The sequence below is a fragment of the Streptomyces sp. NPDC093225 genome, from assembly GCF_044753805.1.
Taxonomy (GTDB): Bacteria; Actinomycetota; Actinomycetes; order Streptomycetales; family Streptomycetaceae; genus Streptomyces.
Window position 1 is genome coordinate 26,620 of sequence record NZ_JBIVNX010000047.1, and the last position, 23,748, is coordinate 50,367.

At 73.8% G+C, this 23,748-nt stretch carries 26 protein-coding genes; 12 read left to right on the forward strand and 14 right to left on the reverse strand.

The genetic code is table 11. The annotated features are described in order from the left end of the window. The first annotated feature begins 63 nt into the window (after window positions 1-63). Entirely contained in the window at window positions 64-708 is a 645-nt protein-coding gene (locus tag ACIQCH_RS30870) for a ScbR family autoregulator-binding transcription factor (RefSeq protein WP_402586313.1), read from the forward strand. A gap of 125 nt (window positions 709-833) precedes the next feature. After that, window positions 834-1,568 (forward strand): SDR family NAD(P)-dependent oxidoreductase, encoded by a 735-nt coding sequence (locus tag ACIQCH_RS30875; RefSeq protein WP_402586367.1) that lies wholly within the window; start codon window positions 834-836, stop codon window positions 1,566-1,568. Window positions 1,569-1,587: 19 nt separating this feature from the next. Here ACIQCH_RS30875 and ACIQCH_RS30880 read toward each other — a convergent pair whose 3' ends face one another. After that, window positions 1,588-2,166 carry a TetR family transcriptional regulator gene (locus tag ACIQCH_RS30880; protein WP_402586315.1) on the reverse strand — a complete coding sequence of 193 codons (579 nt, stop codon included), beginning with the start codon at window positions 2,164-2,166 and terminating at the stop codon, window positions 1,588-1,590. A gap of 171 nt (window positions 2,167-2,337) precedes the next feature. Here ACIQCH_RS30880 and ACIQCH_RS30885 point away from each other — a divergent pair, with 171 nt between their 5' ends. Then, entirely contained in the window at window positions 2,338-3,012 is a 675-nt protein-coding gene (locus ACIQCH_RS30885) for a response regulator transcription factor (protein WP_402586316.1), read from the forward strand. 131 nt (window positions 3,013-3,143) lie between these two features. Here ACIQCH_RS30885 and ACIQCH_RS30890 read toward each other — a convergent pair whose 3' ends face one another. Continuing rightward, on the reverse strand, window positions 3,144-4,352 hold the full coding sequence (locus tag ACIQCH_RS30890; protein ID WP_402586318.1) for an MFS transporter: 1,209 nt from the start codon (window positions 4,350-4,352) through the stop codon (window positions 3,144-3,146). Between the two features lie 77 nt (window positions 4,353-4,429). On the opposite strand from ACIQCH_RS30890, the gene ACIQCH_RS30895 reads away from it, so the two are divergent. Next, window positions 4,430-4,810, forward strand: coding sequence for a MerR family transcriptional regulator (locus ACIQCH_RS30895; RefSeq protein ID WP_402586320.1), 381 nt, complete (start codon window positions 4,430-4,432; stop codon window positions 4,808-4,810). A 1-nt stretch (window position 4,811) separates the two neighbouring features. Here the strand turns inward: ACIQCH_RS30895 and ACIQCH_RS30900 are convergent, their stop codons facing one another. The 10 genes from ACIQCH_RS30900 to ACIQCH_RS30945 form a co-directional block, all read right to left on the reverse strand. Then, the gene (locus ACIQCH_RS30900; protein WP_402586322.1) at window positions 4,812-5,747 is read right to left on the reverse strand and encodes a fumarylacetoacetate (FAA) hydrolase; all 936 of its coding nucleotides are present in this window, start codon (window positions 5,745-5,747) and stop codon (window positions 4,812-4,814) included. 95 nt (window positions 5,748-5,842) lie between these two features. After that, on the reverse strand, window positions 5,843-7,117 hold the full coding sequence (locus ACIQCH_RS30905) for a pyridoxal phosphate-dependent aminotransferase (RefSeq protein WP_402586324.1): 1,275 nt from the start codon (window positions 7,115-7,117) through the stop codon (window positions 5,843-5,845). A gap of 242 nt (window positions 7,118-7,359) precedes the next feature. Then, window positions 7,360-9,012 (reverse strand): AMP-binding protein, encoded by a 1,653-nt coding sequence (locus ACIQCH_RS30910; RefSeq protein ID WP_402586326.1) that lies wholly within the window; start codon window positions 9,010-9,012, stop codon window positions 7,360-7,362. Further along, window positions 9,009-10,145, reverse strand: a complete 1,137-nt coding sequence (locus ACIQCH_RS30915; RefSeq protein ID WP_402586328.1) for a Glu/Leu/Phe/Val dehydrogenase dimerization domain-containing protein — start codon at window positions 10,143-10,145, stop codon at window positions 9,009-9,011. Before ACIQCH_RS30915 ends, ACIQCH_RS30910 begins: the two co-directional genes overlap by 4 nt. Before the next feature lie 50 nt (window positions 10,146-10,195). After that, a complete protein-coding gene (locus tag ACIQCH_RS30920; RefSeq protein WP_402586330.1) occupies window positions 10,196-10,759 on the reverse strand; it encodes a type 1 glutamine amidotransferase in 564 nt (187 codons plus the stop codon). Between the two features lie 14 nt (window positions 10,760-10,773). Continuing rightward, a complete protein-coding gene (locus ACIQCH_RS30925; RefSeq protein WP_402586332.1) occupies window positions 10,774-11,607 on the reverse strand; it encodes an acetylglutamate kinase in 834 nt (277 codons plus the stop codon). Next, window positions 11,604-12,674, reverse strand: coding sequence for an N-acetyl-gamma-glutamyl-phosphate reductase (argC, locus tag ACIQCH_RS30930; RefSeq protein WP_402586334.1), 1,071 nt, complete (start codon window positions 12,672-12,674; stop codon window positions 11,604-11,606). Before argC ends, ACIQCH_RS30925 begins: the two co-directional genes overlap by 4 nt. Beyond that, window positions 12,671-13,540 (reverse strand): RimK family alpha-L-glutamate ligase, encoded by an 870-nt coding sequence (locus tag ACIQCH_RS30935; RefSeq protein WP_402586369.1) that lies wholly within the window; start codon window positions 13,538-13,540, stop codon window positions 12,671-12,673. Before ACIQCH_RS30935 ends, argC begins: the two co-directional genes overlap by 4 nt. A 1-nt stretch (window position 13,541) precedes the next feature. Then, window positions 13,542-13,727, reverse strand: a complete 186-nt coding sequence (locus tag ACIQCH_RS30940) for a lysine biosynthesis protein LysW (protein WP_402586336.1) — start codon at window positions 13,725-13,727, stop codon at window positions 13,542-13,544. 206 nt (window positions 13,728-13,933) lie between these two features. Continuing rightward, the gene (locus tag ACIQCH_RS30945) at window positions 13,934-15,052 is read right to left on the reverse strand and encodes an isopropylmalate synthase (RefSeq protein WP_402586371.1); all 1,119 of its coding nucleotides are present in this window, start codon (window positions 15,050-15,052) and stop codon (window positions 13,934-13,936) included. Between the two features lie 292 nt (window positions 15,053-15,344). Here ACIQCH_RS30945 and ACIQCH_RS30950 point away from each other — a divergent pair, with 292 nt between their 5' ends. The 3 genes from ACIQCH_RS30950 (at window position 15,345) to ACIQCH_RS30960 (ending at window position 18,734) form a co-directional block, all read left to right on the forward strand. Then, a complete protein-coding gene (locus tag ACIQCH_RS30950) occupies window positions 15,345-16,583 on the forward strand; it encodes an acyl-CoA dehydrogenase family protein (RefSeq protein WP_402586337.1) in 1,239 nt (412 codons plus the stop codon). Between the two features lie 13 nt (window positions 16,584-16,596). Beyond that, window positions 16,597-17,961, forward strand: a complete 1,365-nt coding sequence (locus ACIQCH_RS30955; RefSeq protein ID WP_402586339.1) for an acyl-CoA dehydrogenase family protein — start codon at window positions 16,597-16,599, stop codon at window positions 17,959-17,961. A gap of 182 nt (window positions 17,962-18,143) precedes the next feature. Further along, complete coding sequence (locus tag ACIQCH_RS30960) at window positions 18,144-18,734, forward strand: dihydrofolate reductase family protein (protein WP_402586341.1); 591 nt, start codon at window positions 18,144-18,146, stop codon at window positions 18,732-18,734. A 31-nt stretch (window positions 18,735-18,765) separates the two neighbouring features. Here the strand turns inward: ACIQCH_RS30960 and ACIQCH_RS30965 are convergent, their stop codons facing one another. Next, a complete protein-coding gene (locus tag ACIQCH_RS30965) occupies window positions 18,766-19,323 on the reverse strand; it encodes a TetR/AcrR family transcriptional regulator (protein WP_402586343.1) in 558 nt (185 codons plus the stop codon). Window positions 19,324-19,428: 105 nt separating this feature from the next. On the opposite strand from ACIQCH_RS30965, the gene ACIQCH_RS30970 reads away from it, so the two are divergent. After that, complete coding sequence (locus ACIQCH_RS30970) at window positions 19,429-20,112, forward strand: DUF2867 domain-containing protein (protein WP_402586345.1); 684 nt, start codon at window positions 19,429-19,431, stop codon at window positions 20,110-20,112. Between the two features lie 4 nt (window positions 20,113-20,116). Here the strand turns inward: ACIQCH_RS30970 and ACIQCH_RS30975 are convergent, their stop codons facing one another. Further along, a complete protein-coding gene (locus tag ACIQCH_RS30975) occupies window positions 20,117-21,091 on the reverse strand; it encodes a LuxR C-terminal-related transcriptional regulator (RefSeq protein WP_402586346.1) in 975 nt (324 codons plus the stop codon). Window positions 21,092-21,358: 267 nt separating this feature from the next. Here ACIQCH_RS30975 and ACIQCH_RS30980 point away from each other — a divergent pair, with 267 nt between their 5' ends. The 4 genes from ACIQCH_RS30980 to ACIQCH_RS30995 all read left to right on the forward strand — a co-directional run bounded on the left by ACIQCH_RS30980 (window position 21,359) and on the right by ACIQCH_RS30995 (window position 23,625). Beyond that, a complete protein-coding gene (locus tag ACIQCH_RS30980; RefSeq protein ID WP_402586348.1) occupies window positions 21,359-21,652 on the forward strand; it encodes a hypothetical protein in 294 nt (97 codons plus the stop codon). A gap of 54 nt (window positions 21,653-21,706) precedes the next feature. Continuing rightward, a complete protein-coding gene (locus ACIQCH_RS30985) occupies window positions 21,707-21,970 on the forward strand; it encodes a hypothetical protein (RefSeq protein ID WP_402586349.1) in 264 nt (87 codons plus the stop codon). 132 nt (window positions 21,971-22,102) lie between these two features. Further along, window positions 22,103-23,335: a hypothetical protein gene (locus ACIQCH_RS30990; RefSeq protein ID WP_402586350.1), complete on the forward strand. Its 1,233-nt coding sequence runs from the start codon at window positions 22,103-22,105 to the stop codon at window positions 23,333-23,335. An 11-nt stretch (window positions 23,336-23,346) separates the two neighbouring features. After that, on the forward strand, window positions 23,347-23,625 hold the full coding sequence (locus ACIQCH_RS30995) for a hypothetical protein (RefSeq protein WP_030200827.1): 279 nt from the start codon (window positions 23,347-23,349) through the stop codon (window positions 23,623-23,625). Window positions 23,626-23,748: the final 123 nt, after the last annotated feature.

The following is a 23,748-nucleotide window of genomic DNA, read 5'->3' on the forward strand; positions in this document are numbered from 1 at the left end:
GGCATAAAATAAAGAACATTTTTCTTTTGGTGAAGACTCGTCTTGAAGAGCGGGGTGTGACACATGGCCGTGCGGGCTGTGAAACAGGAACGGGCCGAGCGGACGCGTGCCGCAGTGATCCAGGCCGCCGCGGAGGTGTTCGCGGAGAACGGCTTCGCCGGCACCAGCGTCATGAAGGTCGCCGACCGGGCGGGCGTGACCCTGGGGGCGGTGTACTTCCACTTCCGCAACAAGGAGGAGCTGGCCCGCCACATCGTCGCCGCGCAGCCCGAACTCGTCGTCCCGCCGCACGCCTCGCGCGGCCTCCAGCACGCCGTCGACGTCACGCTCGCCTGGGCGTACCAGCTCCTCGACAACCCCGTGCTGCGCGCCGGGGCGCGGCTGGTGTGGGAGCAGGAGCAGTTCACGCCGGCCGAGGAGAACTCGCACCAGCAGTGGACCGAGATCATCCTCGAGGACCTGCGCGCGGCGCAGACCCGGCGCGAGCTGCGCGCCGGCACCGACGTCGGCAAACTCGCCCGCCTCGTCGTGAACGCCTGCACCGGCGCGCAGATGCATTCCTACGTCGAGTCGGGGCACCTGGACCTGCCGCAGCGGGTCGAGGAGATCTGGAGCTGCCTGTTGCAGGCCGTCGCCGTGCCCAGTGCCGTCAAGAGGATCGAGCTCGGTGAGGGCCGCGGGCGCGTGGCCCGGGCCGACTGCGCCTGAGGCACCGTCAGGGTGCCCCGGTACGGTGTCGCTCGGGAACTCCTGTTCGCATCTGAGTCGGGTACGCCGACGGGGAAGGACACACGATGGAGCACGGCCAGGGGATGCTGCGCGGCAGGACCGTCATGGTCACCGGGGCCTCCAGCGGGATCGGCGCGGCGGCCGCACGGCTGTTCGCCGCCGAAGGGGCGGCGGTGGTGCTGATGGCCCGCCGCAAGGAGCTGCTGGACGACCTCGCGGCCGGGATACGGGCCGCCGGGGGCCGGGCCGAGGCGGTGCCCGGCGACGTCACCGCCCCGGCGGACGTCGAGCGCGCGGTGGCCCGCGCGGTGGAGGCGTTCGGGGGTCTGGACGGGGCGTTCAACAACGCCGGTTGGGGCTCCATCGGCACGGAGCTGCACGAGCTGGACGACGCCGTCTTCGACCGGACCATGGACGTCAACGTCCGGGGTGTCTGGAACTGCCTGAAGCAGCAGATCCCGGTCATGCTCGGCCAGGAGGCGGGCGGCGCGATCGTCAACACCTCCAGCACCGCGGGCTCGTTCGCGACCGGGGCCAGCGCCCCGTACGTCGCCGCCAAGCACGCCGTCCTCGGGCTGACCCGGGCCGCGGCGGCCGAGTACGGGCGGCACGGCATCCGCGTCAACGCCCTGATGGTGGGGGCCACCCGCACCGAGCTGATGGAAGACGCGATCCGGGAGCTGCCGATGCTGGAGCAGGCAGCCACGGCCCGGGCCGTGCAGCCGCGCCTCGCCGACCCCGTGGAGGTGGCCCGTGCGGCGGCCTGGCTGCTCTGCGACCAGTCGTCGTTCGTCACCGGCGGGGCGATCCCCGTGGACGGCGGGTGCAGCGCCGTCTGACCGGACGCCGGCGCGCGGGTCACGCCCGGTCGTACCCGCGCAGCACCAGGTCCCAGATCCGGGCCAGCCGTGCGGCGGGCCGTCCCCCCGGGACCTCCGGGCGGCCGGCCCGGCTGCGGGCGTCGCACTCCACCCCCGCGACCAGGTGCACGGCCAGCGCGGTCAGGGTGGCCCCGTCGCCGCCGTCCGGACCCTCGTCCAGCGGCCGCAGCCGCTCGCGCACCACCGGTACCCACGCCCCGGTCCACCGCGGCCCGCAGCCCGGCTGTTCACGCGTCAGCCGGGCCGCCGCGCGGACGGAGGCCTCGTCCTCCAGCAGCCGGGCCAGGGTCAGCGTCAGGGTGACCACGGACCGCAGCGGGTCCTCCTGGCACGCCCGTACGCGGGCCACCGCGGCCAGCGTGGCCGCGTGCCCCTGCGCGCGCACCACCTCGGCGAGTTCCTCCTTGTTCGGGAAGTGGAAGGTCACGGCGCCCGTGGAGATCCCGGCGGTCCGCGCGATGCGCGTCAGGGACGAGCCGGCGTACCCGTGGCGGTCGAACTCGCAGGCAGCGGCCTTGACCAGGGTCCGGCGCGTCCGGGCGGCCCTCTCTTGCATCCCCATGTTCCTTCCCTGCGGCGCGGTGCGGCCGGCGGCTCGGCGGGCCCCCGGCGCGGAGGTTCCTCCCACACCGGGTGGCGGTTAAAAAAAAAGAGACACTATTATTTAGTCATGCTCGGGGCGCGCTCGCGCGCACCTCGCACCGACTGGCGCACAAGGGGGAGAGCAATGACTCAATTAGGTGCCCGCGTCCTCGTCGTCGAGGACGACGACACCGCGGCCGAGAGCAGGGTCCGCGAGCTGCGCCGGCAGGGCTACGCCGCCCGCAGCGTCGACACCGGCGCGAAGGCGCTCCGCTCGCACGAGCAGTCGGACCTGGTCCTGCTCGGCCTCGACCTCCCCGACATCGACGGTCTGGAGGTCTGCCGCTCCATCAGGGAGACCGGAAACAAGCCGATCATCTCCGTCACGCCCCACGACACCGAGATGGACCGGGTCCTCGCCCTCCAGGCCGGGGCCGACGACTGCGTCGTCACCTCCTGCGGGGCCCGGGAGATGGCCGCCCGCATCGAGGCCGTCCTGCGCCGGGCGCTACCGCGCCCGCAGCCCCACCGGTTCCTCCGCCTCGACCCGCTGCGCATCGACGTCCTGACCCGCGAGGTGCGGCTGGCCGGCGAGCCCGTCGCCCTCACCGGCAAGGAGTTCGAGCTCCTGTGCCTGCTCGCCTCCCGGCCCGAGGGCGTGGTGTCCCGCAAGGAGCTCATGGCCCGGGTGTGGGACACCAGTTGGGCCGACTCCAGCCGCACCATCGACACCCACGTGAGCAGCCTGCGGGCCAAGCTCGGCGCCCCCACGTGGATCATCACCGTCCGCGGCGTCGGCTACCGGATGGGCCGGGGCTGAATGGCGGCGGCCCCGCCGGCCCCGACCCGTCCCGCTCCCGGCCCCCTTCCGTCCCCGTCCCCCTCCCCCCACACGCACGCGAAGCGGCCCCCGGCGTCCGGGGGCCGCTTCGAGCGGTACGGGCAGGGGTGTCAGCCCGTCGCCGGCCGCTTGGCCGGGAAGGCGTGCGCCCGCGCCCCGACCACGACCAGCAGGACCGGCGCCAGCAGCGCCAGCACGCTCCACGGGAAGGACGTCGGACCCAACCGGTCGAGCAGGATGCCGCCCACCGCGCCGCCGCCGGCCATGAAGGAGTTCCAGGTGGTGACCAGCAGGGCCTGGCCGCGGTCGCCGCCCGCGTCGGTCACGGCGGTCTGCAGCAGCGTGGCCACGCCGCCCCAGCCCAGACCCCACAGGATCATCGCCGCGTACACCACCACCGCGTTGTCGGCCATCGCCCACAGCAGGCCGGCCGCCACGATGAACAGGGCGGTGCTGCCAATGGTCAGGGACCGCAGCTTGCGGTCCACGAGGGCACCGGTGATGAAGATGCTCACCATCGAGGCGAGGCCGAAGACCAGCAGGATGATGTCGCGCTGGCCGCCGAGTTCGTACTCGTCGAGGAACGTGGCGATGTAGGTGTAGAGGACGTTGTGCGCCAGGACGTACGCCGCGACGACGAACAGCACCGCCACCACGCCCGGCAGCCGCAGCGCCTTCAGGATCGGTTCGCGCTTGCCGGCCTCCTGACCCGGTGCGTCGGGCACCGACGCCAGGATCCAGAAGATCAGCGCCACGGACACCGCGGTGACCAGGCCGAAGGTCAGCCGCCAGCCGAGCAGCTTGCCGAGGAACGTGCCCACGGGGATGCCCAGCGCGAGTGCGAGCGGGATGCCCGCCATGGTGATCGCGATGGCCCGGCCCACCAGGTGGGGCGGCGCCAGCCGCCGGGCGTACCCGACGAGCTCGGCCCACACCACCGCCGCGGCCACACCGGCCACCAGGCGGAACACCATGGTCAGCGCGTAGTTGGAGGAGACGGCCGTGACCAGGTTGGCCACGGCGAACGCCAGTACGGAGACCAGCAGCAGCTTGCGCCGCCGCCACCCGGCCGTGGCGACGGACACGGGGATCGCCGACAGGCCGGTGGCGATGGCGTAGATGGTCAGCATCTGCCCGGTCGCGGACTCGCTGACCGAGAGGTCACGGGCCATCTCGGGCAGCACGCCGGCGGGCAGCGCCTCGGTGAGGATCCCCATGAAGGCCGCGGTGGCCAGCGCCAGCAGCGGCGACATGGGGAGCTTGCGGTCGTCAACTCCCTTGGGGGAGGGCGCAGTCAGTGTTTCCTGTGAAGTCGTCATGGCCTGTATGCTCAAACCCTTACATAAGTGTGAAGGTCAAGACCTTCAGAGAGACCTTCTGGTGTGGAGTGGGTCACATGCGCATCGGGGAGCTGTCCGAACGCACCGGTACGTCCCGCCGGTTGCTGCGCTACTACGAGGAGCAGGGGCTCGTCCGGGCCGCCCGCTCCCTGAACGGCTACCGCGAGTACGACGAGGACTGCGTGGACCGGGTCCTGCAGGTGCGCGGCCTCCTCGACGCCGGGCTGCCGACCCGGGTCATCCGGCAGGTGCTGCCCTGCCTCGACCGGCCCCGCGAGATCCGGATCTCCGGCGCCGCGCAGGAGACGGTCGACGCGCTGGAGCGCGAGCGCGACCGGATGGACGAGCGCATCGCGTGCCTCGTGCGCAACCGGGACGCCATCTCCGGCTACCTCGACGCCGTCCGCGAGGCGCAGCGGCAGCCGGCCGCCTCCTGACTCAGACGGAGGCCGGCTCCGGCACCGCCACCGGCCCGATCACGTCCGCGAGCGGCTCGGCGAACCGCACGGTGTTGGCCAGCTCGACCCCGTGGCTGGCCACGTCGATCACGATCCGGTCGCCGTCGGCGATCCGGTACCCGGCGTGCCAGCTGGCCTTGTCGGAGCCCAGCAGCAGGTAGTTCACCAGCCCGGGCCGGCGCATCGCCGGGTAGGAGAACAGGTTGTTCACCATGTCCGCGACCCGGTGGAAGACGGCGTCCCCGCCGCACGAGAAGTCGCCCTGCCAGGCCGGCTCCCCGTCGCGCTCGATGGTGATCGTCCCGGTCACCGTACGCGGCGGCTCCCCGAGGAACAGCCACGGCGTCATGGACGTGTCGCACAGCTTCGCGTACGGCGTCCAGCCCCACGGGTTCCGCTGGTGCAGCCCGATGTCGTTGAGGTCGTTGCCGAAGGAGTAGCCGGCGTAGCGCGGGTAGCCCTCCTCGTCGTTGACGAAGACGAGGGCCACCTCCGGCTCCTCCAGCAGCGCCACGGCCTGCGCGGGCACGGTCAGCTCCTCGCCCCGTACGCGCAGCCAGGAGCCGAAGCCCTTGATGAGCCAGTTCGGGGCGTTGAACTCCTCGTCCGGCGCCGGCGGCTCCGGGAACTTGGAGCGGTGCGTGCCCATGAAGCCCGTCAGCAGCGCGTCGTTCGTCTCCGTGGGCAGCAGCGGCGGCAGGAACCGCAGCTCGGGGTCGCCCGCGGTCACGGTGACCGTCTCGGTGACGGCGGTCACCGCGGCGGCCAGCGCCTCGGGCCCCTGGCCGGCGACCAGCGCGGCGCGCAACTGCCCGTCGGACACGGCGTACAAGGTCGTGCTCTCACCGGGGACCGGCATGCCGAGGCCGGCGTACCGGCGGCCCCGGTACTCGCATTCGAAGAGGATGGTGGACACGGGCCGGACCTCCTGGGTCGGGGACGAAAGGGGGACGTGAAGATCTGAGGGCCTGCGGACGCGGCGCAGGGCGCGGCAGGGGTACGGACCGGCCGCTACGGGGCGGCCGTGAGGTCGGCCAGCACCTCGCCGACGCGCTCCACGGACGCCCTGATCCAGGGCAGGGCGAGCGGGTCGGGCGCGGCCAGCGCGGCGGTCCGCTCGGCCTCCGTGTCGCCGTACAGCCGGCTGGTGGCGGCCCGGACGCGCAGCGACTCCGACGCCTCGCCGAAGGCGCTGCCGGGCAGCAGCCCCACCCCGTACCGCTCGGCGAACAGGGCGGCCAGCTGCCCGCCGCAGTGCACCCCGTGGACCCGGGCCAGCCGCTCGCGCAGCGGCTCGAAGTCGGGGTAGAGGTAGCAGGTCGCCACGACCGGGGCGAGGAGCGCGCCGACGGCCGTGAACCGCTCGGCCACCGCCCGCGCCACCGCCGCGTGCAGCCGAACCGAGGCGGCCACCCGCTCGACCACCTCGGGCGGCTCGCCGAACGCGTACGCGGCGGCCGCCTGGACGGGCGCCGCGGTGCTCGACCACACCTGGCTGGCGATCCCGGTCAGCCGGGTGCGGGTCTCGCGGCCGAGCGGGCTGTCGGGGAGCCGGGCCACTCCCATGCGCCAGCCGCCCAGGCCCAGGTTCTTGGTCAGCCCGGTGGTCACCACGGTCCGCTCGGGCGCGAACACGGCGGGGGAGACCGCCCGGTCGGCCGGGTCGAAGGCCAGGTCGCAGTAGATCTCGTCGGAGATCACGAGCAGGTTCAGCTCCCGCGCCGCCTCGGCCAGCCGCTGTACGGTGCCGGGCCCGGCGACGGTGCCGGTCGGATTGTCGGGCAGGGTCACCACCACGCTGCGCGGATGCCGCCCGGCCGCCCGGGCCCGCGCCACCGCCGCCCGCAGCTGGTCCGGGTCCGGTACGCCGCCCTCGCCCGGCCGGACCGGCACCGGCAGCGCCCGGCCCCCGGCCAGTGCGGCCTGCGCCGCGTAGCTGACCCAGCTGGGCACCGGGACCACCACGTCGCCGCCGACCGCCAGCATCAGCGCGAACAGCAGCGGTTTCGTGCCCGGCCCGCAGACCACGAGGGAGGGGTCGACGGGCAGGCCGCGCCGCCCCCAGTAGCCCGCCGCGGCCGCCCGCAGCTCCGGGCTGCCGGCGACGGGACCGTACGCGTTGCGGTCGGCCGCCGCGCCGAGCCGGGCCCGCAGCTCCGGCAGCACCGGCAGCCCGATCTCGCCGCTGGCGAGCGACAGGACCCGCTCCCCGGCACGGCGCCGACGCTCCAGCTCCTCGTCGGCGGCGAGGGTCGCCGACATGGTCACCGGCGCGGGTGTGGACATTGCGGGCCTCCAGCGGGGCGGGATCGGGGCGGGATCGGGGCGGGATCGGGGCGGGATCGGGGCGGGGAAGGGACGGAAGGGAGAACCGGGGGGCGGACGGGGGAGGAACACCCCCCGGTGTCTGGGGTGCGGGAGCGGCCCCGCGGAGGCCGGCCGCTCCCGCGGGGAGGGCCGGGCCGGCCGCGGGCCGCTCCCGGGCGGGCCCGCGCCACGAGGGCGCGGCACCCGGAGCGGGGCCGGGCTCAGCCCGCGTACAGCTCCCTGAGTTCGACCTTGCGGACCTTGCCCGTCAGGGTCTTGGGCAGCGCGTCCACGACCTCGAGCCGCTCCGGGAAGAACCGCGGGTCCTGCCCGTGGTCGCGCAGGTGCGCCCGGATCTCCTGGAGCGAGGGCCGGCGCCCGCCGCGCGGCACGGCCACGGCCAGGATGGGGTCGTCCACCTGCCCGGTCGGCCCGACCAGCGCGGCCTCGGTGACCTTCGGGTGCCGGGAGATGATCGCCTCCAGCTCGGCCATCGGGACCACGATCCCGTCGCGCAGGACCGTGTCCCGGGACCGCCCCAGGATCCGGATGCCGCCGCGGCCGTCCTCGCGCGCCACGTCGCCGGTGTCGAACCAGCCGTCCTCGGTCAGCTCGGAGTCGAAGGCCTCCTGCTGCTTGAAGTAGCCGAGCGCCTGCGACGCGCCGCGCGCCCGCAGCCGGCCCACCGGGGCCCGCTTGGTGGGGTCGTGGCACACGTCGATGCGGATCTCCATGGAGTCGATCGGCCGGCCGTGGCTGTGCGCCGCCCAGTCCTGGTTGTAGTCCAGCCGGCTGATGGTGACCGGCCCGAACTCCGACATGCCCCACACCGAGTACGTGCGGGCGCCGAAGGTCGTGCGCAGTTCGTCCACCAGCTCCTGGAGGACGGGTGCCGCGCCCGTGACGGTGTGCCGCAGGCTGGAGACGTCGTGCGGGTCGACCTGCTGCGCCTGCGCCACGCCCGACAGGGTCGGCGGGGGCCCGTAGAGCAGCGTGGCGCCGTACCGCTCGATCAGGTCCAGCAGGCCCGCGAAGTCGGGGCCGTCCTGGAAGGCGACCGTGCCGCCGAGCATCACCCCGGCGAGCACTCCCTGGCCGAAGCCGGAGTAGTGCACCAGGGGGGTGGTGACGGCGACCACGAGGTCCTCGCGGAGCAGGAAGGTGTCGACGTAGCCGCGCACCCCCGAGTGCACGGTGTTCTGGCTGTGCACCACGCCCTTGGAGAAGCCCGTCGTGCCCGAGGTGAACAGCACCACGAACGGCTCGTCGGGCCGCAGCTGCCGGCCCTCCAGGTCCGCCGCCCGGGTCTTCTCCCAGTGCACCGAGACGAAGTGCTGCTGGAAGTCGACCGCGCCCTCGGGCGCCTGGCCGTCGAGCACCACCAGGTGCTCGAGCGGCAGGTCGTCGCGCAGCCCGGCGACCGTCTCGGCCAGCGGGTAGCCCTCCCACTCCGGCACGGTGACGCACACCTTCGCCCCGGTGAGGGAGAGCCGGTGGCGCAGCTCGTCCTCCTGGCAGACCGGCGCGATCGGGCAGATCACGGCGCCGACCGCCATGCAGGCGAACATCAGCGGCACCATCTCCCACCGGTTGGGCAGCTGGACGGCGACCACGTCGCCCCGCTGCACGTCCAGCTCCAGCAGCGCTCCGGCGAACCGGTCGGTGAGCCGGGCCAGTTCGGCGTAGTCGAGGGTGTCGGTGCGGGCCTCGTCCAGGCGCCGCCCGGCGATGGCCAGCTTGCGGGGCCGCTCGCGGGACTGCCGGCGCAGGTCGTCGAGGAACGTCCCGTCGCGCCACCAGCCGCGCCGCCGGTACTCGGCCATGCGGTCGGCGGCCGAGGAGGAGGCCAGGATGGAGGTCGTCGTCGTGGTCATCGCAGCAGTTCCCCACGACGGGTCGCGAGCAGTTCGGGCAGCGGGTTGCCGGCCGTGGCCGCGGCGATCTCCAGCAGGGCGCGGGTGTTCTGCCGGACCTTGTCGCCGACCCAGTCGAACACCCAGGCCTTGCGGGCCTGCGCCGCCAGCTCGAAGGGCACCACCCGGGTGACCGCCAGGGCGGCCGAGGCGGCCCCGCCGATGTTGGCGATGACGCCCGGGACCAGGGCGATCCCGGCGGCGGCCGCCTTCTCCTTGGCCTCCTCGGTGGAGGCGATGTTCGCGCCCTCCACCACCAGGCCGGCCTTGAGCCGGTGCGCGTTCTCGGCGGTCAGCGCGTGCTTCTGCGCGGCCAGCACCAGCAGGTCGGCGTCCACGTCCAGCCAGGCGTCCGGCTCGGTGGAGACCGTGACGCCGTCGGGGAGGCGGGAGTGGTCGATGCGGCCGAAGCCGTCGGTGATGGCGACCAGGTCGGCCACCGGCAGCCGGTCGGCGCGCAGGGTGCCCTGCACGTCGGCGACGCCGACGATCACGTGCCCGCGGTCCTCCAGGAACCGGGCCACCGCCCGGCCCACCGCGCCGAAGCCCTGCACCACGACCCGGGCCGGGCCGCCCCGGCCGCCCGCCTCCAGGGCGGTGAGCGCGGCCACCCCGACGCCGTGGCCGGTGCAGTCGATCAGGGGCTCGTAGTACGTGCGCCAGTCGATCGGCATGTCGGGGGCGCCGCGCCGGAACCGCGGGTCGTAGCCGGCCGTGTCGAAGAACACCGCCCGGTCGGCCGGGGTGACGCCCATGTCGATGCCCAGGTGGATGCCGCCGTGCAGCAGCGGCTTGACGGTGCGGCCGAAGGTGCGGAACGTCTCCACCCGGTCCGCGCCCTCGGAGTTGGAGGCGTCGGCCACGATGCCGGCCTTGGCGCCGCCGATGCGCAGCCCCGCCAGGGTGAACTTCTGCGTCATGTCGTGCGCCAGGCCGGCCACCTCCTCCTCGGAGACGGCCGTGGTCATGCGCGTACCGCCCATGGCCAGGCCGTCGACGAGCGAGTCGACCACCACCCAGCCCTTGAGGGGCCCGCCGCTGCCGTTCAGGTGCACGGTGAACGCGGGCTCGTGCGTGTCTTCCACTGCACTCATGGTCAAGTCCTTCGGTACGTGTGTACGTGTGTGGGTGTGGCGGCCGGCGGTCACTGGTAGAGCTGGGCGAAGCCGCGCAGGACCTCCAGGCCGTCCCGGCGGAACTCCACGTGCGCCTGGGAGCCGAGGATCCGGCCGTCGTCCGAGCTCAGGAACTCGACTGGCGCGTGCTCGGAGCGGCCGATGGAGCGGAAGCCCGCCGGGGCCTCCTGCAGGTACAGGGTGTGCCGGTGGAAGAGGGTCACCGTCGGTTTGACGTACGTGAACAGCGGCTCGGTCTTGTCGACCTCGGCGTCGTAGCCGCCCACCCGCTGCGGCCCCTCCGCCAGCCGGCCGCCGTTGGCCACCGCGATGATCTGCATGCCGCCGCAGATGCCGTACACCGGCACGTCGGAGCCCATGACCAGGTCGATCAGCGGCCGGTAGTAGTCGGTGTCGAAGGCCCGCACCTTGGTGCCGCTCAGCACGATCGCCTGGTAGCGGCCGTCGAGCGAGGCCGGTACGGACGCCGCGTCGACCGCGTCGGTGTCCGAGCCCAGCTCCTCGAAGCGGGTGCGCAGCTGCTTCAGGGACAGGGTCCCGTTGTTGACGACGAGTACACGGGGTTTCGCCACGGTCTCTCCACTCCTCAGCTTCGCGTGATGACGGTGCCGGTGCGGCCGGCGAGCAGGTCCGAGACGGGCGCGCTGCCGATGACCACCCGCTCCACGCCCCGCTCCAGGGCCTCGCCCGCGGCGCGCAGCTTCTTGCGCATGCCGCCGGTGGCGCCCTTGTCGCGGAACGCGGCCGCCGCCTCGGCGGTGATCTCGCGCACCGGCTCGCCGTCGATGAGCAGGTGGGCCACGTCCGTGACCAGGACGAGGTCCCGGGCGCCGGTGGCCCCGGCGAGGGCGGCCGCGGCCCGGTCCGCGTCGGTGTTGACCTCCTGGCCGACGGCGTTCCTGGCGAGCGGGGTGACGAGGTAGGCGTGCCCGGGCTGGGTGTTCTTCAGCGCCGTCGGGTCCACGGCGGTGATCGGGCCGACCAGGTTCTCCAGCTCGACCAGCTGCTTGTCGCGCCACCACCAGCGCTCGCCCTCGCCGGCGAACACCAGGCCCTCGCTGCCCAGCAGCCGCTCGGCCGCGATGCCGCGCCGCTCCAGCCGTGCGAAGACGTCCTCGGCCATGCCGGCGCTGACGGTCTTGATGTCCGCGATGACCTCGGGCGTGGTCCACCGGCTCTGGTTGCCGTACCGGTCGCGCAGGACGGCGGACGGCTCGCTGTAGCGCGGGTGGAGCCGCTTGAGCGGCTTGGACCAGCCGTGCACGAGGACGAGCGGCTGCTCGTGCCCGTGCCGGGCCAGGTCGTCCCACCACGTGTCGGCGAGGGCGTCGAGGCAGCTGCCGCCGAGCTTGACCACGGTCGGGGCGGTCCGCTCCAGCGTCGCCAGGGTCGTGTCGGGGCGGGTCAGGGTCTCGCTCATACGGGCATCACCGGCTGCATCGTCAGGCCCGTCTCCTCGGGCAGCTCGAACCGCAGGTTGGCGGCCTGCACGGCCTGCCCCGCGGCTCCCTTGACCAGGTTGTCGAGGGCGGACAGCACGACGATGCGGCCGTCCTCCTCGTCGTACAGGACCGTCACGTCGCAGTAGTTGGAGCCCAGCACCGCCTGCGGGTCGGGCACCGGGATGAGCGTCTCGGTGTTGCGGCGCACCCGCACGAACCGGTTGTTCTTGTAGAAGCGCAGGTACGCGCGCTGCAGCTCGCGCAGCTCGACCCGGTCGTCGGTGAACACGTAGCTGCTGGTCATCAGGCCGCGGACGTGCGAGACGCCGTACGCCGACATGCTCAGCGTCCCGATCGAACCCGGCCTGCCGCGCTCCAGGAAGTCGCGGACCTCACCGGCGTGCCGGTGCCCGGTCGGCGCGTACGGGGCGATCGCCCCGTTGCGGAGCGGGTGCAGGTCCGCCGTGCGCAGGCTCAGGCCGCCGCCGCTGGAGCCGGACTTGCCGTCCACCACGACGGTCCTGAGGTCCAGCCCCAGGCCCAGGGTCAGGGGCGCCAGCCCCAGGGTCATGGAGGTGGCGTAGCAGCCGGGCAGTGAGATCAGCGGGGCGCCGGAGAAGCGGTCGCCGACCAGCTCCGGTACGCCGTACACGAAGCGGTCGACGAGGTCGGGACGCCGGCTGACCTTCGGGTACCAGCGGTCGTGCAGTTCCGGGGTGCGGATCCGGAACGCGCCGCTGAGGTCGATGACCGCGGGCACCCGGTCGGCGAACAGCGCCGCCAGCTCCGCCGAGACCGGCGCCGGGGTGGACAGGAACAGGACGTCGACCTGGTCGGCGACCGCGTCGGCGGTCTCCTCCGTGACCGGCCGGACCGTCAGGCCCCCGAAGTCCAGCCGCAGGCCGGGGTGCATCTCGGAGACCCGGCGGCCGATGTTGGAGGAGCCGCCGAGGAAGGTCAGCTCCAGGTCGGGATGCTGGGTGATCAGCCTGATGAGTTCGCCGCCGGCGAGCCCGGAGGCGCCGACGATTCCGGCACGGATCATGCGAGCAGCTCCTGGACGTGGCGGACGACGGCCGTCGGGACGTCCGCGCCGGTGGCCGAGGCCACGGCCCGGAAGCCGGGCGCGTGGTTGACCTCGTTGACCACGAAGCCCTCGGGCGTGCGGAAGAGGTCGACCCCGTAGATGCCGGGGCCCAGGACGTCCACCACCCCGTCGACGATCTTGACGACGTCGGGGTCGTGCGCGACGGCGCGGCTGCTGTTGCCGAGCGCGGCGTTGTTGCGCCAGTCGGTGCCGCCGCTGGCGAACTCGGCGGCCCCGACCAGCTCGCGGCCGACGACCAGGCAGCGCACCGAGGTGCCGCCGCCCAGGTACGGCTCCACGAGGCAGGCCTGCTCGAAGGCGTGCCCGAGGTCCTCGACGTAGTCGTACACGGACTGGGCGGTGTCGGTGTCGCGGATCAGGGTGACCCGCTTGCCCATGCCGCCGAAGACCGGCTTGAGGACGACCGGCACGGGCATCTCGCCGAGCGCCTCGGTGAAGTCCTTGCGGGACAGCACCAGCCGGAAGTCCGGCACGGGTACCCCGGCGCTGCGCAGGACGGTGCGCAGCGCCGCCTTGTTCTCGCAGGCCTGGATGGCGCCTGCGGTGTTGAGCACCAGGGCCCCGGACGCCTCGGCGAGCGAGGCGATCAGGCCGCCGCGGGTGTAACTGCGGCTGCGGACCAGCAGGGCGTCGTAGTCCTTGACGGACGGGGCGTCCGGGTGGCCCAGGCACAGGGACTCGTCGTTGACCCACTCGACGTCCAGCCCGTGCTCGGGGCCGGACCGGATCAGCTCGCGCTCCTCCCAGGCGATCCGGTCCGCGACGATGGCGACCTTTCTGACCTTCTTGGCGGTCTCGGCCATCTCACTGGCCCCAGTCACGCAGCTGGACCTCGACCATGGACAGGCTCAGCCGGCCGTCCTCGACGTCCTCGACGCGGAGCGTGAGCATGCACTCGGGGCAGGCGAACGTCTCGCCCTGGACGACCGGGGGGACGGTCAGGTCGGTCTCGCACTCGGGGCAGACGCCGGTGAGGGTGGCGGTGGACATGTGGCAACTCCGTTTGTCGTACGGCGATGTCGGAAGGGGTGGGGGGTGGGGAAGGCGGTACGGACGTGCGGGGTGGGGAAGGGCTGTGCGGACGTGCGGGAAGGGCGGTGCGGCGGGCGGGGCGGGGAAGGGGGGGGGCGGGGTGGGGGACGAAAGGTGCGGGCGTGGGGGGTGGGGAGGGTGGCGCGGGAGGCGGTGCGGAGTGCTCAGGCGGCCTGGAAGTCGATGGCGGCCTTGCGGATCGCGTCCCGGTCGAGCAGCGGGCGCCCCTCGCGCTCCTGCCGCTCGGCGAGCCACGGCGTGAAGAGGTCGACGTCGACGAAGACGCCCGAGTCGGCCAGCGCCCACTTCACGAGCGCGGGCGTCAGACGGGTGCGCACCAGCAGCTCCCGGGAGTTGCCGACCAGCTCGGCCGGCAGGGTCTCGTACGCCTCGGGGTGCGTGAGCTGTCCCGGCAGCTCGTACGCGAAGGCGTGCGGGGTGGTCGGCCCCGACTGGAAGGCCTCGCCGAGCCCGGCGCCGCGCAGCGCCACCCGGGACAGCTCGGTGAGGTGCGACAGGTCGAACCGGGTGTCGCCGTGGATCACGCGCAGCGAGGTGAGCAGCTCGGCCAGTGGCGCGTTGCCGCCGCGCTCGCCGATGCCGCCGACCGTCACCGAGATCCACTTCGCGCCGGCCCGCAGCGCGGCCAGCGAGTTGGCCACGGCCATGCCCAGCATGTTGTGCGAGTGGATCTCGATCTCGGAGCCGTCGATCGCCGTGAGGTCGGCGATGACCTCCTCCATCTGCCAGGGCGAGAGGTACGCGACGGTCTCCGCGAGCCGGAACCGGTCCGCCCCCGCCGCGAAGCCCGCGGTCACGTAGGGGACCAGGCGCTCCCTGGGCGTGCGCGCGCCGTCCTCGCCGCTGAACGTGACGTGGAAGCCGCGGTCCTTGGCCTGCCCGATCGCGGAGCGGGCCAGCGCCTCCAGGAACTTCGCGCTCGGCGAGCCGAGCTTGAGCTTCGCGTGCTGCTCGGAGGTGGGGATGGAGTACATGACGTGGCGCACGCCCAGCCGCTCGGCCTCGTCGAGGGCCGTGGCGACCTGCTGGCGGTCGCGCACGACGACCAGGGTCATGCTCCGCTCGGGGCCCACGGTCTCGTGGACCGCCTCGATCAGGTCGGCGTCCTTCGAGCCCGGGCCGGACACCATGCCCACCTCGACCAGGTCGATCCCGGTCTTCACCAGCAGGTCGGCGATGACGGCGGCGTCCCGGGGGCCGAACTCCACGCCGGCCATGTGGGCGGAGTCCCGCAAGGTCGCGTCGGACAGGTGGGGAAGCATTTTCGGAATGCCGCCCCCGTGCTCTGCTAATGCCATTGCCTTCTCTCCTTCATCCGGAGCGAGCCGTCACACATCTTGCTGTGACCTGCGGTGACGGGACAACGGCTGGCATGTCAGAAGACTGTCAAGGACTGTGCGGAAATGTGAGTCACGGTGAGCCGTGTGAATTCTCCGTGCGGCTGTGCGAATTCACTTTGCCGTATTCCCCTTTCTCGAAATCCTCGGGGTGGTCCACCGCACGTCCGCGGTGGCCACGGAACGGACCCGAAAGGGAGAGAGAGGAGGCCCGACGGTGTTTCCGCATTCCCCCGACTCCGGCCGGCCGTCGCCGGCCGAGGCGGCCCGGGAGCTCGCCGACCGGGTGGCCCGCCCCACCGCCGCCGACCGCGACCGCGAGGGCCGGTGGGACGCCCGGCTGTTCGCCGACCTGGCCGCCGCGACGGCGGGCGGTCGGGCCGTGGTCGCCGGTGCGGCGGTGGGCGGCGGCCCGGCCGCGGGTGCCGGTCCGGACGCCCCCGCCGTCGTACCGCCGCCCGCCGGGGCCCTCGTCCCGGCGTCCCTCGGCGGTGCGGGCCTGTCCGCCTCCGAGACCTGCGCCCTGCTGCACGGTCTGGGCGAAGGCGCCCGCGACCCGGGCCTCGCCCTCGCCCTCGGCGTGCACGCCGTCCTGGCCACCGTGCCCCTGCGGGCCTTCGGCAGCCCCGAGCAGCGCGAGCGCTACCTGCCCCGCATGGCCTCCGGCGAGTGGCTCGGCGGCCTCTCCCTGCGGCAGACCCAGGGCACCTCCCTCGCCCCGGCCGTCACCGCCTGGCCGGCCCCGCACGCCCGCGACGGCTGGCTTCTCTCCGGCACCCTCGACCTGGTCGCCCTCGGCCCCCGGGCCCACCACTTCCTCGTGCTCGCCGCCCACCAGGACGGCCGCCGCACCGCCTTCGTGCTCGACCGCGCCACGCCCGGCCTGCACGTCGAGGCGGACGCCCCGGCCGCCATGCCCACCTGCCCCTGGGGCCGCCTCGTCCTCACCGACTGCCTCGCGCCGTCCGCGGCCGTGCTCGGCACCCCCGGCGGCGCGGCCGCCGAGGTCGAGCCGCTGCTGGCCGCCCTCGACTGGGTCTTCACCAGCGCGCCCTGGCTGGGCGTCATGCGCGCCCTGACCCGCGACGCCGTCGACACCGCCCGCGAGCGGGAGCTGTTCGGCCGGCCGCTGGCCCACGCCCAGTCCGCCCGCTTCACCCTCGCGGACCTGGCCACCCGCTGCGAGCTGGCCGAAGGCCTGCTCTACCGGGCCGCCGCGCAGTTCGACGCCGGCGGCCGCCCGTCGCCCCAGGACGCCGCGGCCGCCCGCCTGTTCGTGGCCGCGGCCGCCCGTACCGTCGCCGAGGGCGCGGCCCGGCTGGCCGGCCCGCTCGCCGACGACGGCGACCGGCTCATCGAACGGGCCCACCGCGACGCGCTGTTCTTCGCCGGCACCGGCGGCGGCACCGAGGTGCTCCGCCCCGTGATCGCGGCTTCCCTCCTCGGACTCGGCTGACAGGACCACGCCCATGACCGCCACCACCACGTACGTGAACGGCGCGGCACACGAGGCCGCGACCGGCACCGACGGCACCGACGGAACCAACGGCACCAACGGCACCGACAGAACCGACAGCACCCTCATCGATGGCACCCTCACCACCACCGGCACCACCAGGACGGCCGCCTTCCCCGGCATCGCAGCCCGCGCCGCGGCCACCGACGCCACCGGCCGCATACCCGCCGAGAACTGGCAGGACCTGGTCGCCAGCGGGTACCTCCGCCTGTTCCACCCTCCGGAGCTCGGCGGCACCGGCGCCGACGGCCCCGCCATGGCCGCCGCCATGGAGGCCCTGGCCCGGGCCTGCCCCGGCACCTACTGGGCCGCCAGCGTCTCCGCCCTGCTCTGCGGCAAGCTGATCACCACCTACGGCGACCCCCGCGGCGCCCACGCCCCGCTCCTCGCCGCGCTGCTCTCCGGCGAGAAGCTCGCCGCGTTCGGCGTCGTCGAGAACGCCGCGGGCAGCGACGCCGGCACCTTCCGCACCACCGTCCGCCCGGCCCCCGGCCGGTCCGACGGCGGCTTCGTCATCACCGGCGAGAAGTCCCGCATCACCAACGCCCCCGACGCCGACGTGGCGGTCGTCCTGTCCCGCCGGGAGCGGCCGCTGGGCGACGACGGCCCCGAGTGGTGCCTGGCCTTCGTCGACCTGCACCAGCCCGGCGTGCACCGCTACGACATCCCGCGCATGGGCCTGCGCGCCATGCCCTGGGGCGGCATGGTCTTCAACGACGCGCACGTGGCCGCCGCCGACGTGCTGCCGGTCCCCTTCGAGGAACTCTCCGAGGGCATGGCCTGGGGCTGGCTGAAGAACTCGATCGGCGCCGTCGCCCTCGCCGAGAACGCCCTCGCGGCTTCCGTGCGCCACGCCCAGCAGCGCGTCTCCTTCGGCCGCCCGCTGGCCCACATGGAAGGCGTACAGGCCCAACTCGCCGATTCCCGAGCCCAGATCGACGCCGCGCGGCTGCTCGCCGTCCGCTGCACGAGCGAGCGTGCCGCCGGCCGCTCGGCCCGCGACCTCATCGGCATGCTCAAGGTCTACGCCACCGAGATGGCGGTCGAGGTGACCGGCCGTGCCGTCCAGATCCACGGCGCCACCGGCCTGACCCCCGGCCACGAGGTCGAACGCCACTACCGGGACGCCCAGATGCACGTCATCGGCAGCTTCGCCTCCAACCGCCTGCGCGAGCAGATCGCCGAGGGCATCGGCCTCGGTCCCGCGGTCTACGCCCCGTTCGACTGGCTCGCCCCCAGCGGCCTGGCCCACACCCCCGCCGGTCTGGACGGCCTGCCCGCCCCCGTGGGCCAGGACGGACCGCCGACCGCGCCCTGACGGGCGCACCCGGAGCCCCCCGCGCCGCACCCGCGGGGGGCTCCACGTGCATGTGACCCACCTCACACAGGGGGATCCGCTGCCGGGCGATGATTCTCGTACCCTCCGCCGGTCTACAGAGGTGTAACGGCAACGGGGCGGACGGGCCGCGAGGCCACGGCAACGGAAGAGGACGTACCGACATGCGCATCGTCATCAGCGAGTTCATCAGCCTGGACGGCGTCGTGCAGGCCCCCGGCGGCCCCGACGAGGACGTCGACGGCGGCTTCGCCCACGGCGGCTGGACCCACCCCTTCTTCGACCCGGAGGTGGTCGGCGGCGCCTTCGCCGAGGCCGCGTTCAAGGCCGACGCCCTCCTCTTCGGCCGCCGCACCTGGCAGACCATGGCCGGCGCCTGGCCCGGCCGCGCCGGCGACCCCTTCGCGGACCGGATGAACGCCCTGCCCAAGTACGTGGTCTCCGGCACCCTCGCCGACTCGGACCTGACCTGGAACACCAGCCTGATCCCGGCCGCCGACGCCGTCGCCCGCCTCCGCGAGCTGCACGGCACCGAGGGCGGCGACCTCCTGGTCATGGGCAGCCCCAGCCTCGTGCGCACCCTGCTCGCCGAAGGCCTGGTGGACGAACTGCGCCTCATGCACATGCCGGTCCTGCTGGGCGGCGGCAAGTCGATCTTCCCCGCGGACGGCGGCCTGCGCACCCTGGAGCTGGTCTCCACGACCACCTCCCCGCAGGGGGTCCAGGTCTCCACCTACCGCCCCGCCAAGGGCTGACCGCCGGCCCCGCTCCGCTCCCCGCCCGCGGCTACGCCAGCAGCCGTCTGCGGGCCAGCTCCATCACCTCCACGCGGCTGAAGCCGGCGTGGTCCGCGGCGATCAGGTGGCCGCCGAGGCGGAGGGCGAAGGTCAGCATGCAGCGCAGCTCGACCTCCTCCGCGCTCGCGCAGAACGATCCGAACAGCGAACGCAGGTACTCCATCCGCCGGTTGTCGACCCGGCGCAGCCGTTCGGCCACGGACTCGTCCCGGCGCGCCCAGTCGCGGACGGCCAGCTCGACCTCCACGCCCCGGGCCGGCCCCTCGGGCGCGGCCGTGATGGTGAACAGCCGGTCCAGTCGGGTCCGGGCGTCCCCGCCGGTCCCCTCGACCTCCTCGATGACCGCCTCGGCGGCCTCCCGCTCCCAGGTGTCGAGCATCTCGGTGAGCAGGGCGTCCCGGTTGCGGAAGTACCCGTAGAAGCCGCCCTTGCTCACGCCGAGCGCCTGCGCGAGCACCTCGATGCGCACCGCCTCCGGCCCGGCCGCGGCCAGCGCCTCCAGCCCCTGCTCGATCCACGCGCCGCGCGGCGTACGGGTCACGCCCATGCCGTCCCTCCTTGTGATCCACCAGACATACGGACCCGTATAGACGTTGCCGTATAACAGTCGTATCGTAGATCTATACGCCACCGTATAGACAGGGGCTCGGCCATGAGGCTTCCCAGCACGGCGCACACTTCCCGGCCCTGGCGCATCCACGCCATCGCACCCGACTTCCGGCTCGAGGACGTGTGGGCCGTGCCCACCCCGGGCGGCCCCGACGACTTCCCGCGGCTGGTCGGCCTGTTCACGGGCGGGGGCGGTGCCGCCGAGGGCGGCTCCGCCGGGGCGGGAGCCGCCGAGCCGGGCTCCCCGGAGGACGGCTTCATCACCTCGCCGGTCGCCCGGGCGCTGTTCGCGATCCGCTGGAAGCTCGGGGCGCTGTTCGGCTGGGACGATCCGAAGACCGGCCTCGGCGCCCGGGTGCCCAGCCTGCGCGACCGGCTCCCGCAGGACCTGCGCGACCGGCTCCCGCAGGACCTGCGCGACCGGCTCCCGCAGGACCTGCCGCCCTCGCGCAACGCCCGCTTCGACACCGTGTACGAGACGCACGACGAGTGGGCGGCCGAGATCGCCAACCGCACCGTGCACGGCGTCCTCCACCTCGGCTGGGTGCCGGACGGCTCCGGCGGGTACCGCGGCCAGCTCGCCGTACTCGTCAAGCCCAACGGCTTCTTCGGCCACGTGTACATGGCCGGCATCAAGCCCTTCCGCTATCTCGGCGTGTACGAGAACATGCTCCGCACCATCGGGGCCCGCTGGCGGGAGCAGTCGGCCACCGCGCCGCGCCCCTGACCCCTCAGAGCCAGCCCCTGCGGACGGCGATCACCCCGGCCTGGAACCTGCTCGCGGCGTCGAGGCGTTCCATGAGGTTGGCCATCATGCGCTGGACCGTGCGCGGCGACACGCCCAGGTGGCGGGCCGCCGACTCGTCGGTGTCGCCGTCCGCGACGAGCCCGAGCAGCGCGCGCTCCACGGGGGTGCAGCCGTTGTCGTCGGCCGCCGGCCGCTCGCCCACCAGGGTGCCGGCCGACCAGCACTGCTCGAACAGGGCGTGCAGGGCGGCGAGGACGCCCGGGCTGCGGGCCTCGAGGGCGCCGCGGCGGGGGTCCTCCGGGGCGAGCGGGAGGAGGGCGACCCGCCGGTCGATGACGATCATCTGGACGGGCACCACCGGCACGGTGCGCAGCTGGCCGCCGTGCTCGATGAGCCAGCGCGCGTACGCGAGCGTGTCGGGGTCGTTGCGGAAGCTGTCGCGGGCGACCGCGCGGATGGTGACGCCGCGGCGCAGGGCCTGCTCGTTGAGGGGGGTCGCGGCGCTGCGCGCGTCGGGGCGGTGGGCGCCGCCCGGGTTGAGCGACAGGCACTCGAACTCGGTCGTCCGCTGGAGCTCTTCGAGCCGGGACCGGACGGCGTCGATGCCCTCGAGCCGGGTGGCGCTGTCGGACGCGCGGGTGGTGCTGTGCTCGGCGGCGATCGCCGCGATCTGCGCGCGGGCCGTCGCCACCTGCGCGCGGCGTTCCGCGATCTCCGCCTCGGCGCTCGCCAGCAGCGTGGTCAGCCCCACCTCCGGGCTCACCGGCCGCATGTGCCCGCCGAACTCGTCGGACGGCTTCAGCAGCGCGAGGGCGGCCAGTTCGTCCAACGAGGTGCGCACCGCCCGTTCGTCGAGCCCGGTGACGGCGGTCAGGGCGACCACGCCGCGTTCCGGGTGGTGGAGGGCCGCCCGGTAGACGCGCTCGGCGTCGGCTGACAGCCCGAGTGACTCCAGCATCCTGTGCGACCTCCGCCTCCGGTCCGGACCATCGGTGGGTACGAGGCTCACCCACCCGGAGCGGGCGTTCAAGTCGTCTTCTTGCGGAGGTCTCCGGGCCGGCGTGCGGCCGTGTCGCGAACGCGCCAGGCGCCTTCGCGCCGCCCCGGAACCCGTGACACCGCCCTGGCGCCGGGTCAGTCTTGGTGCATCGACCACAACACCCCGCACTCCGGGTGGAAGAGGGTCGATCGCCTCGAATCCCTTGCCCTGAAAGGAAACCGTGCCATGCCCAGGATCGCGCTGCTGGTGACGACCGCCGCCCTCGTCGCGGCCCTGGGGACGGCCGGTACCGCCGCCGCCCGGAGCGCCACGGCTCCGATCGCCCCTGCCGGCGGGGGCGGACACGGCGTCCCGCAGCGCGCCGCCGCGGTCCCTGGCGACGGGTTCGGCTGGGGCGGTCCGCAGGTCCGGGTCGCGTCGTACGACGACGGCTACGGCTGGGGTACGAGGCCCGGGTCGGGGACGGGTGCCGCTACCGGCACCGCCTCCGGCACCGGCACCGGCCGTCAGGAGGCGTGAGGCCGGCGGGGGATGCGGGGCGCCGTCGACGGCGTGGGCGCGGAATCCATGTACATGATCACGTATCGGCTGTCCGGCCGTCCGCCGGACCGCCCGGCCCCGCCCGACATCAAGGAACTCCTGGCCGCCGCCTTCGCCCCCGCGGACCGGATCGAGCACCTGTGGGCGCGCAGCGCCCCGGGGCGGGTGGACCTGGTGCTGTTCCTCCTCGCCGACTGCGAGGCCACGGCGCTCCTGGCCGGTCGTGAGGCCTGTCTGCGCGCCCTCCGGCAGAGCCCCCGCCTGCACGGCTGGCACCTGTCGGACGACGACACCTGAGCTCTGGGGGCCGAGGCGCCGAGCGCACCGAGCGCTGGGCGCTGAGCTCGGGCACCGAGCGCCGAGCTCCGCTCCCCGACCATGCACGGCCGCGTCGGCCGCCACACCCCGTGACACCGAGAGGACTTCGCCATGCCCATGACCGCTGACGCGGCCCCGCCCGCCACCGCCCTCGACCGCTCCACCCCCCGCCGGCACATCGGTACCTTCGAAGTGCCGGACGACGTCACCGCCGTGGACTTCCCGCTCGACGGGACGCGCCTGGAGACCGCCCACGTGACCGACCGCGGCGCCACCGCCGGCGTCGTCCGGGTCGCCCGCATCTCCGAGGGCCCCGGCATCACCGACTACGTCACCCACCAGAAGGACTTCACGTACTCGACGTACGGCATCCACGTCGGCCAGGACGACAGGCTCACCTTCTTCGGCGACGGCCAGCGCATCGCCGTCCACCTGATCGACTGCCGGGAGGGCTCGCCGCGCCTCGGCGACGAGATCACCATCCACATGGCGGTCTCGCCGCACCGCGTCCTGATCATCCCCAAGGGCGTCGCCCACACCCTCGACGGACTCGGCGGCGTGGTCACCCGGGACGAGCCGGTCTGGTACGCCGACCGCAACCCCGACTGGGAGCCGGACAACGACCTGGTGTCCTTCCTGCGCACGGCCGAGCGCGCCCCGGTGGTGCGCACCAACCGCCACCGCCTCCCGGTCGCCGCCCACCTGTTGCTCTCGCGCATGTCCCAGCGGACCAACTCCGAGGTCCGGGGCGCCTACGCCGCCCGCTTCCGGGTCTCCGTGGGCGGCCGGACGACGTACGCGACGATCCGCCCCGACTGGCGCGCCGCCGAGCCGCAGTCCGACGACCACGGGCTGGTGCGGCGCAACAACTTCGTGCTCACCGGACCCGAGTCCTTCACCGTCGTGCCGTCCACCGACAGCTGCACCTCGGACGTGCTCGAGGTCGCCCTCGACGGCCAGGACGGCCGGTTCACCCGGCACGCCTACTCCCGCCGCACCGTCACCTGGATGGCGGGCAGCGAGGAGGCCGACATCGAGGTCGTGACGGCGGACGGCGAGCACCGCGTCGTACGCCTCGGCGACCCCACCATCGGCGTCCGCATCCCTCCCGGCACCTGGTACCGGTTCACCGGTACCGGCCGCATCTGGGTCCGCTCCGAGATGGAGCTCCTGGACCTGTCCCCGTGGAACCTGGACCACCCCCTCGTTCGCGACCTGACCACGGCGGACCCCGGCGAAGCCGGCCCCAGCAGGCCCGAGCAGGACGGCGACCGCTACCTGCCCGGCCCGGCTCTCCACGCGCTGGCGCGCATGGAGGCCAAGGCGATGTCACTCACCCACTGAGAGGAAATGCCATGTCCATCACCACCGCAGAGACCACCGCCTGGAAGAACGAGCTCGCCGCGATGTCGGGCGACGTCACCGACCCGGCCGCCCGCGCCGCCCTGGAGAGCCTGACCTCCGCGCTGGAGCCGTACTTCGAGACCCCGGAGTACTTCCAGAGCATCCTCGGCAAGATCGCCTCCGCCATGATCGACGCGGACACCGAGGAGGAGATCACCTCCCGCGCCTTCGGCGACATCGAGGAGCTCAAGGCCGCCCTGCCCGAGGGCGTCGTCGTCACCACTCTCTGAGCCGGGCCGCCCGGCCCGAGCCGGGTCGCGTGCACGGCCTGAGTCGGGTCGAACGGCCTGAGCCGGGCCGGACGGCCGCGCGGGGCGGGTGCACCCACGGTGCACCCGCCCCGGGCGACTCCA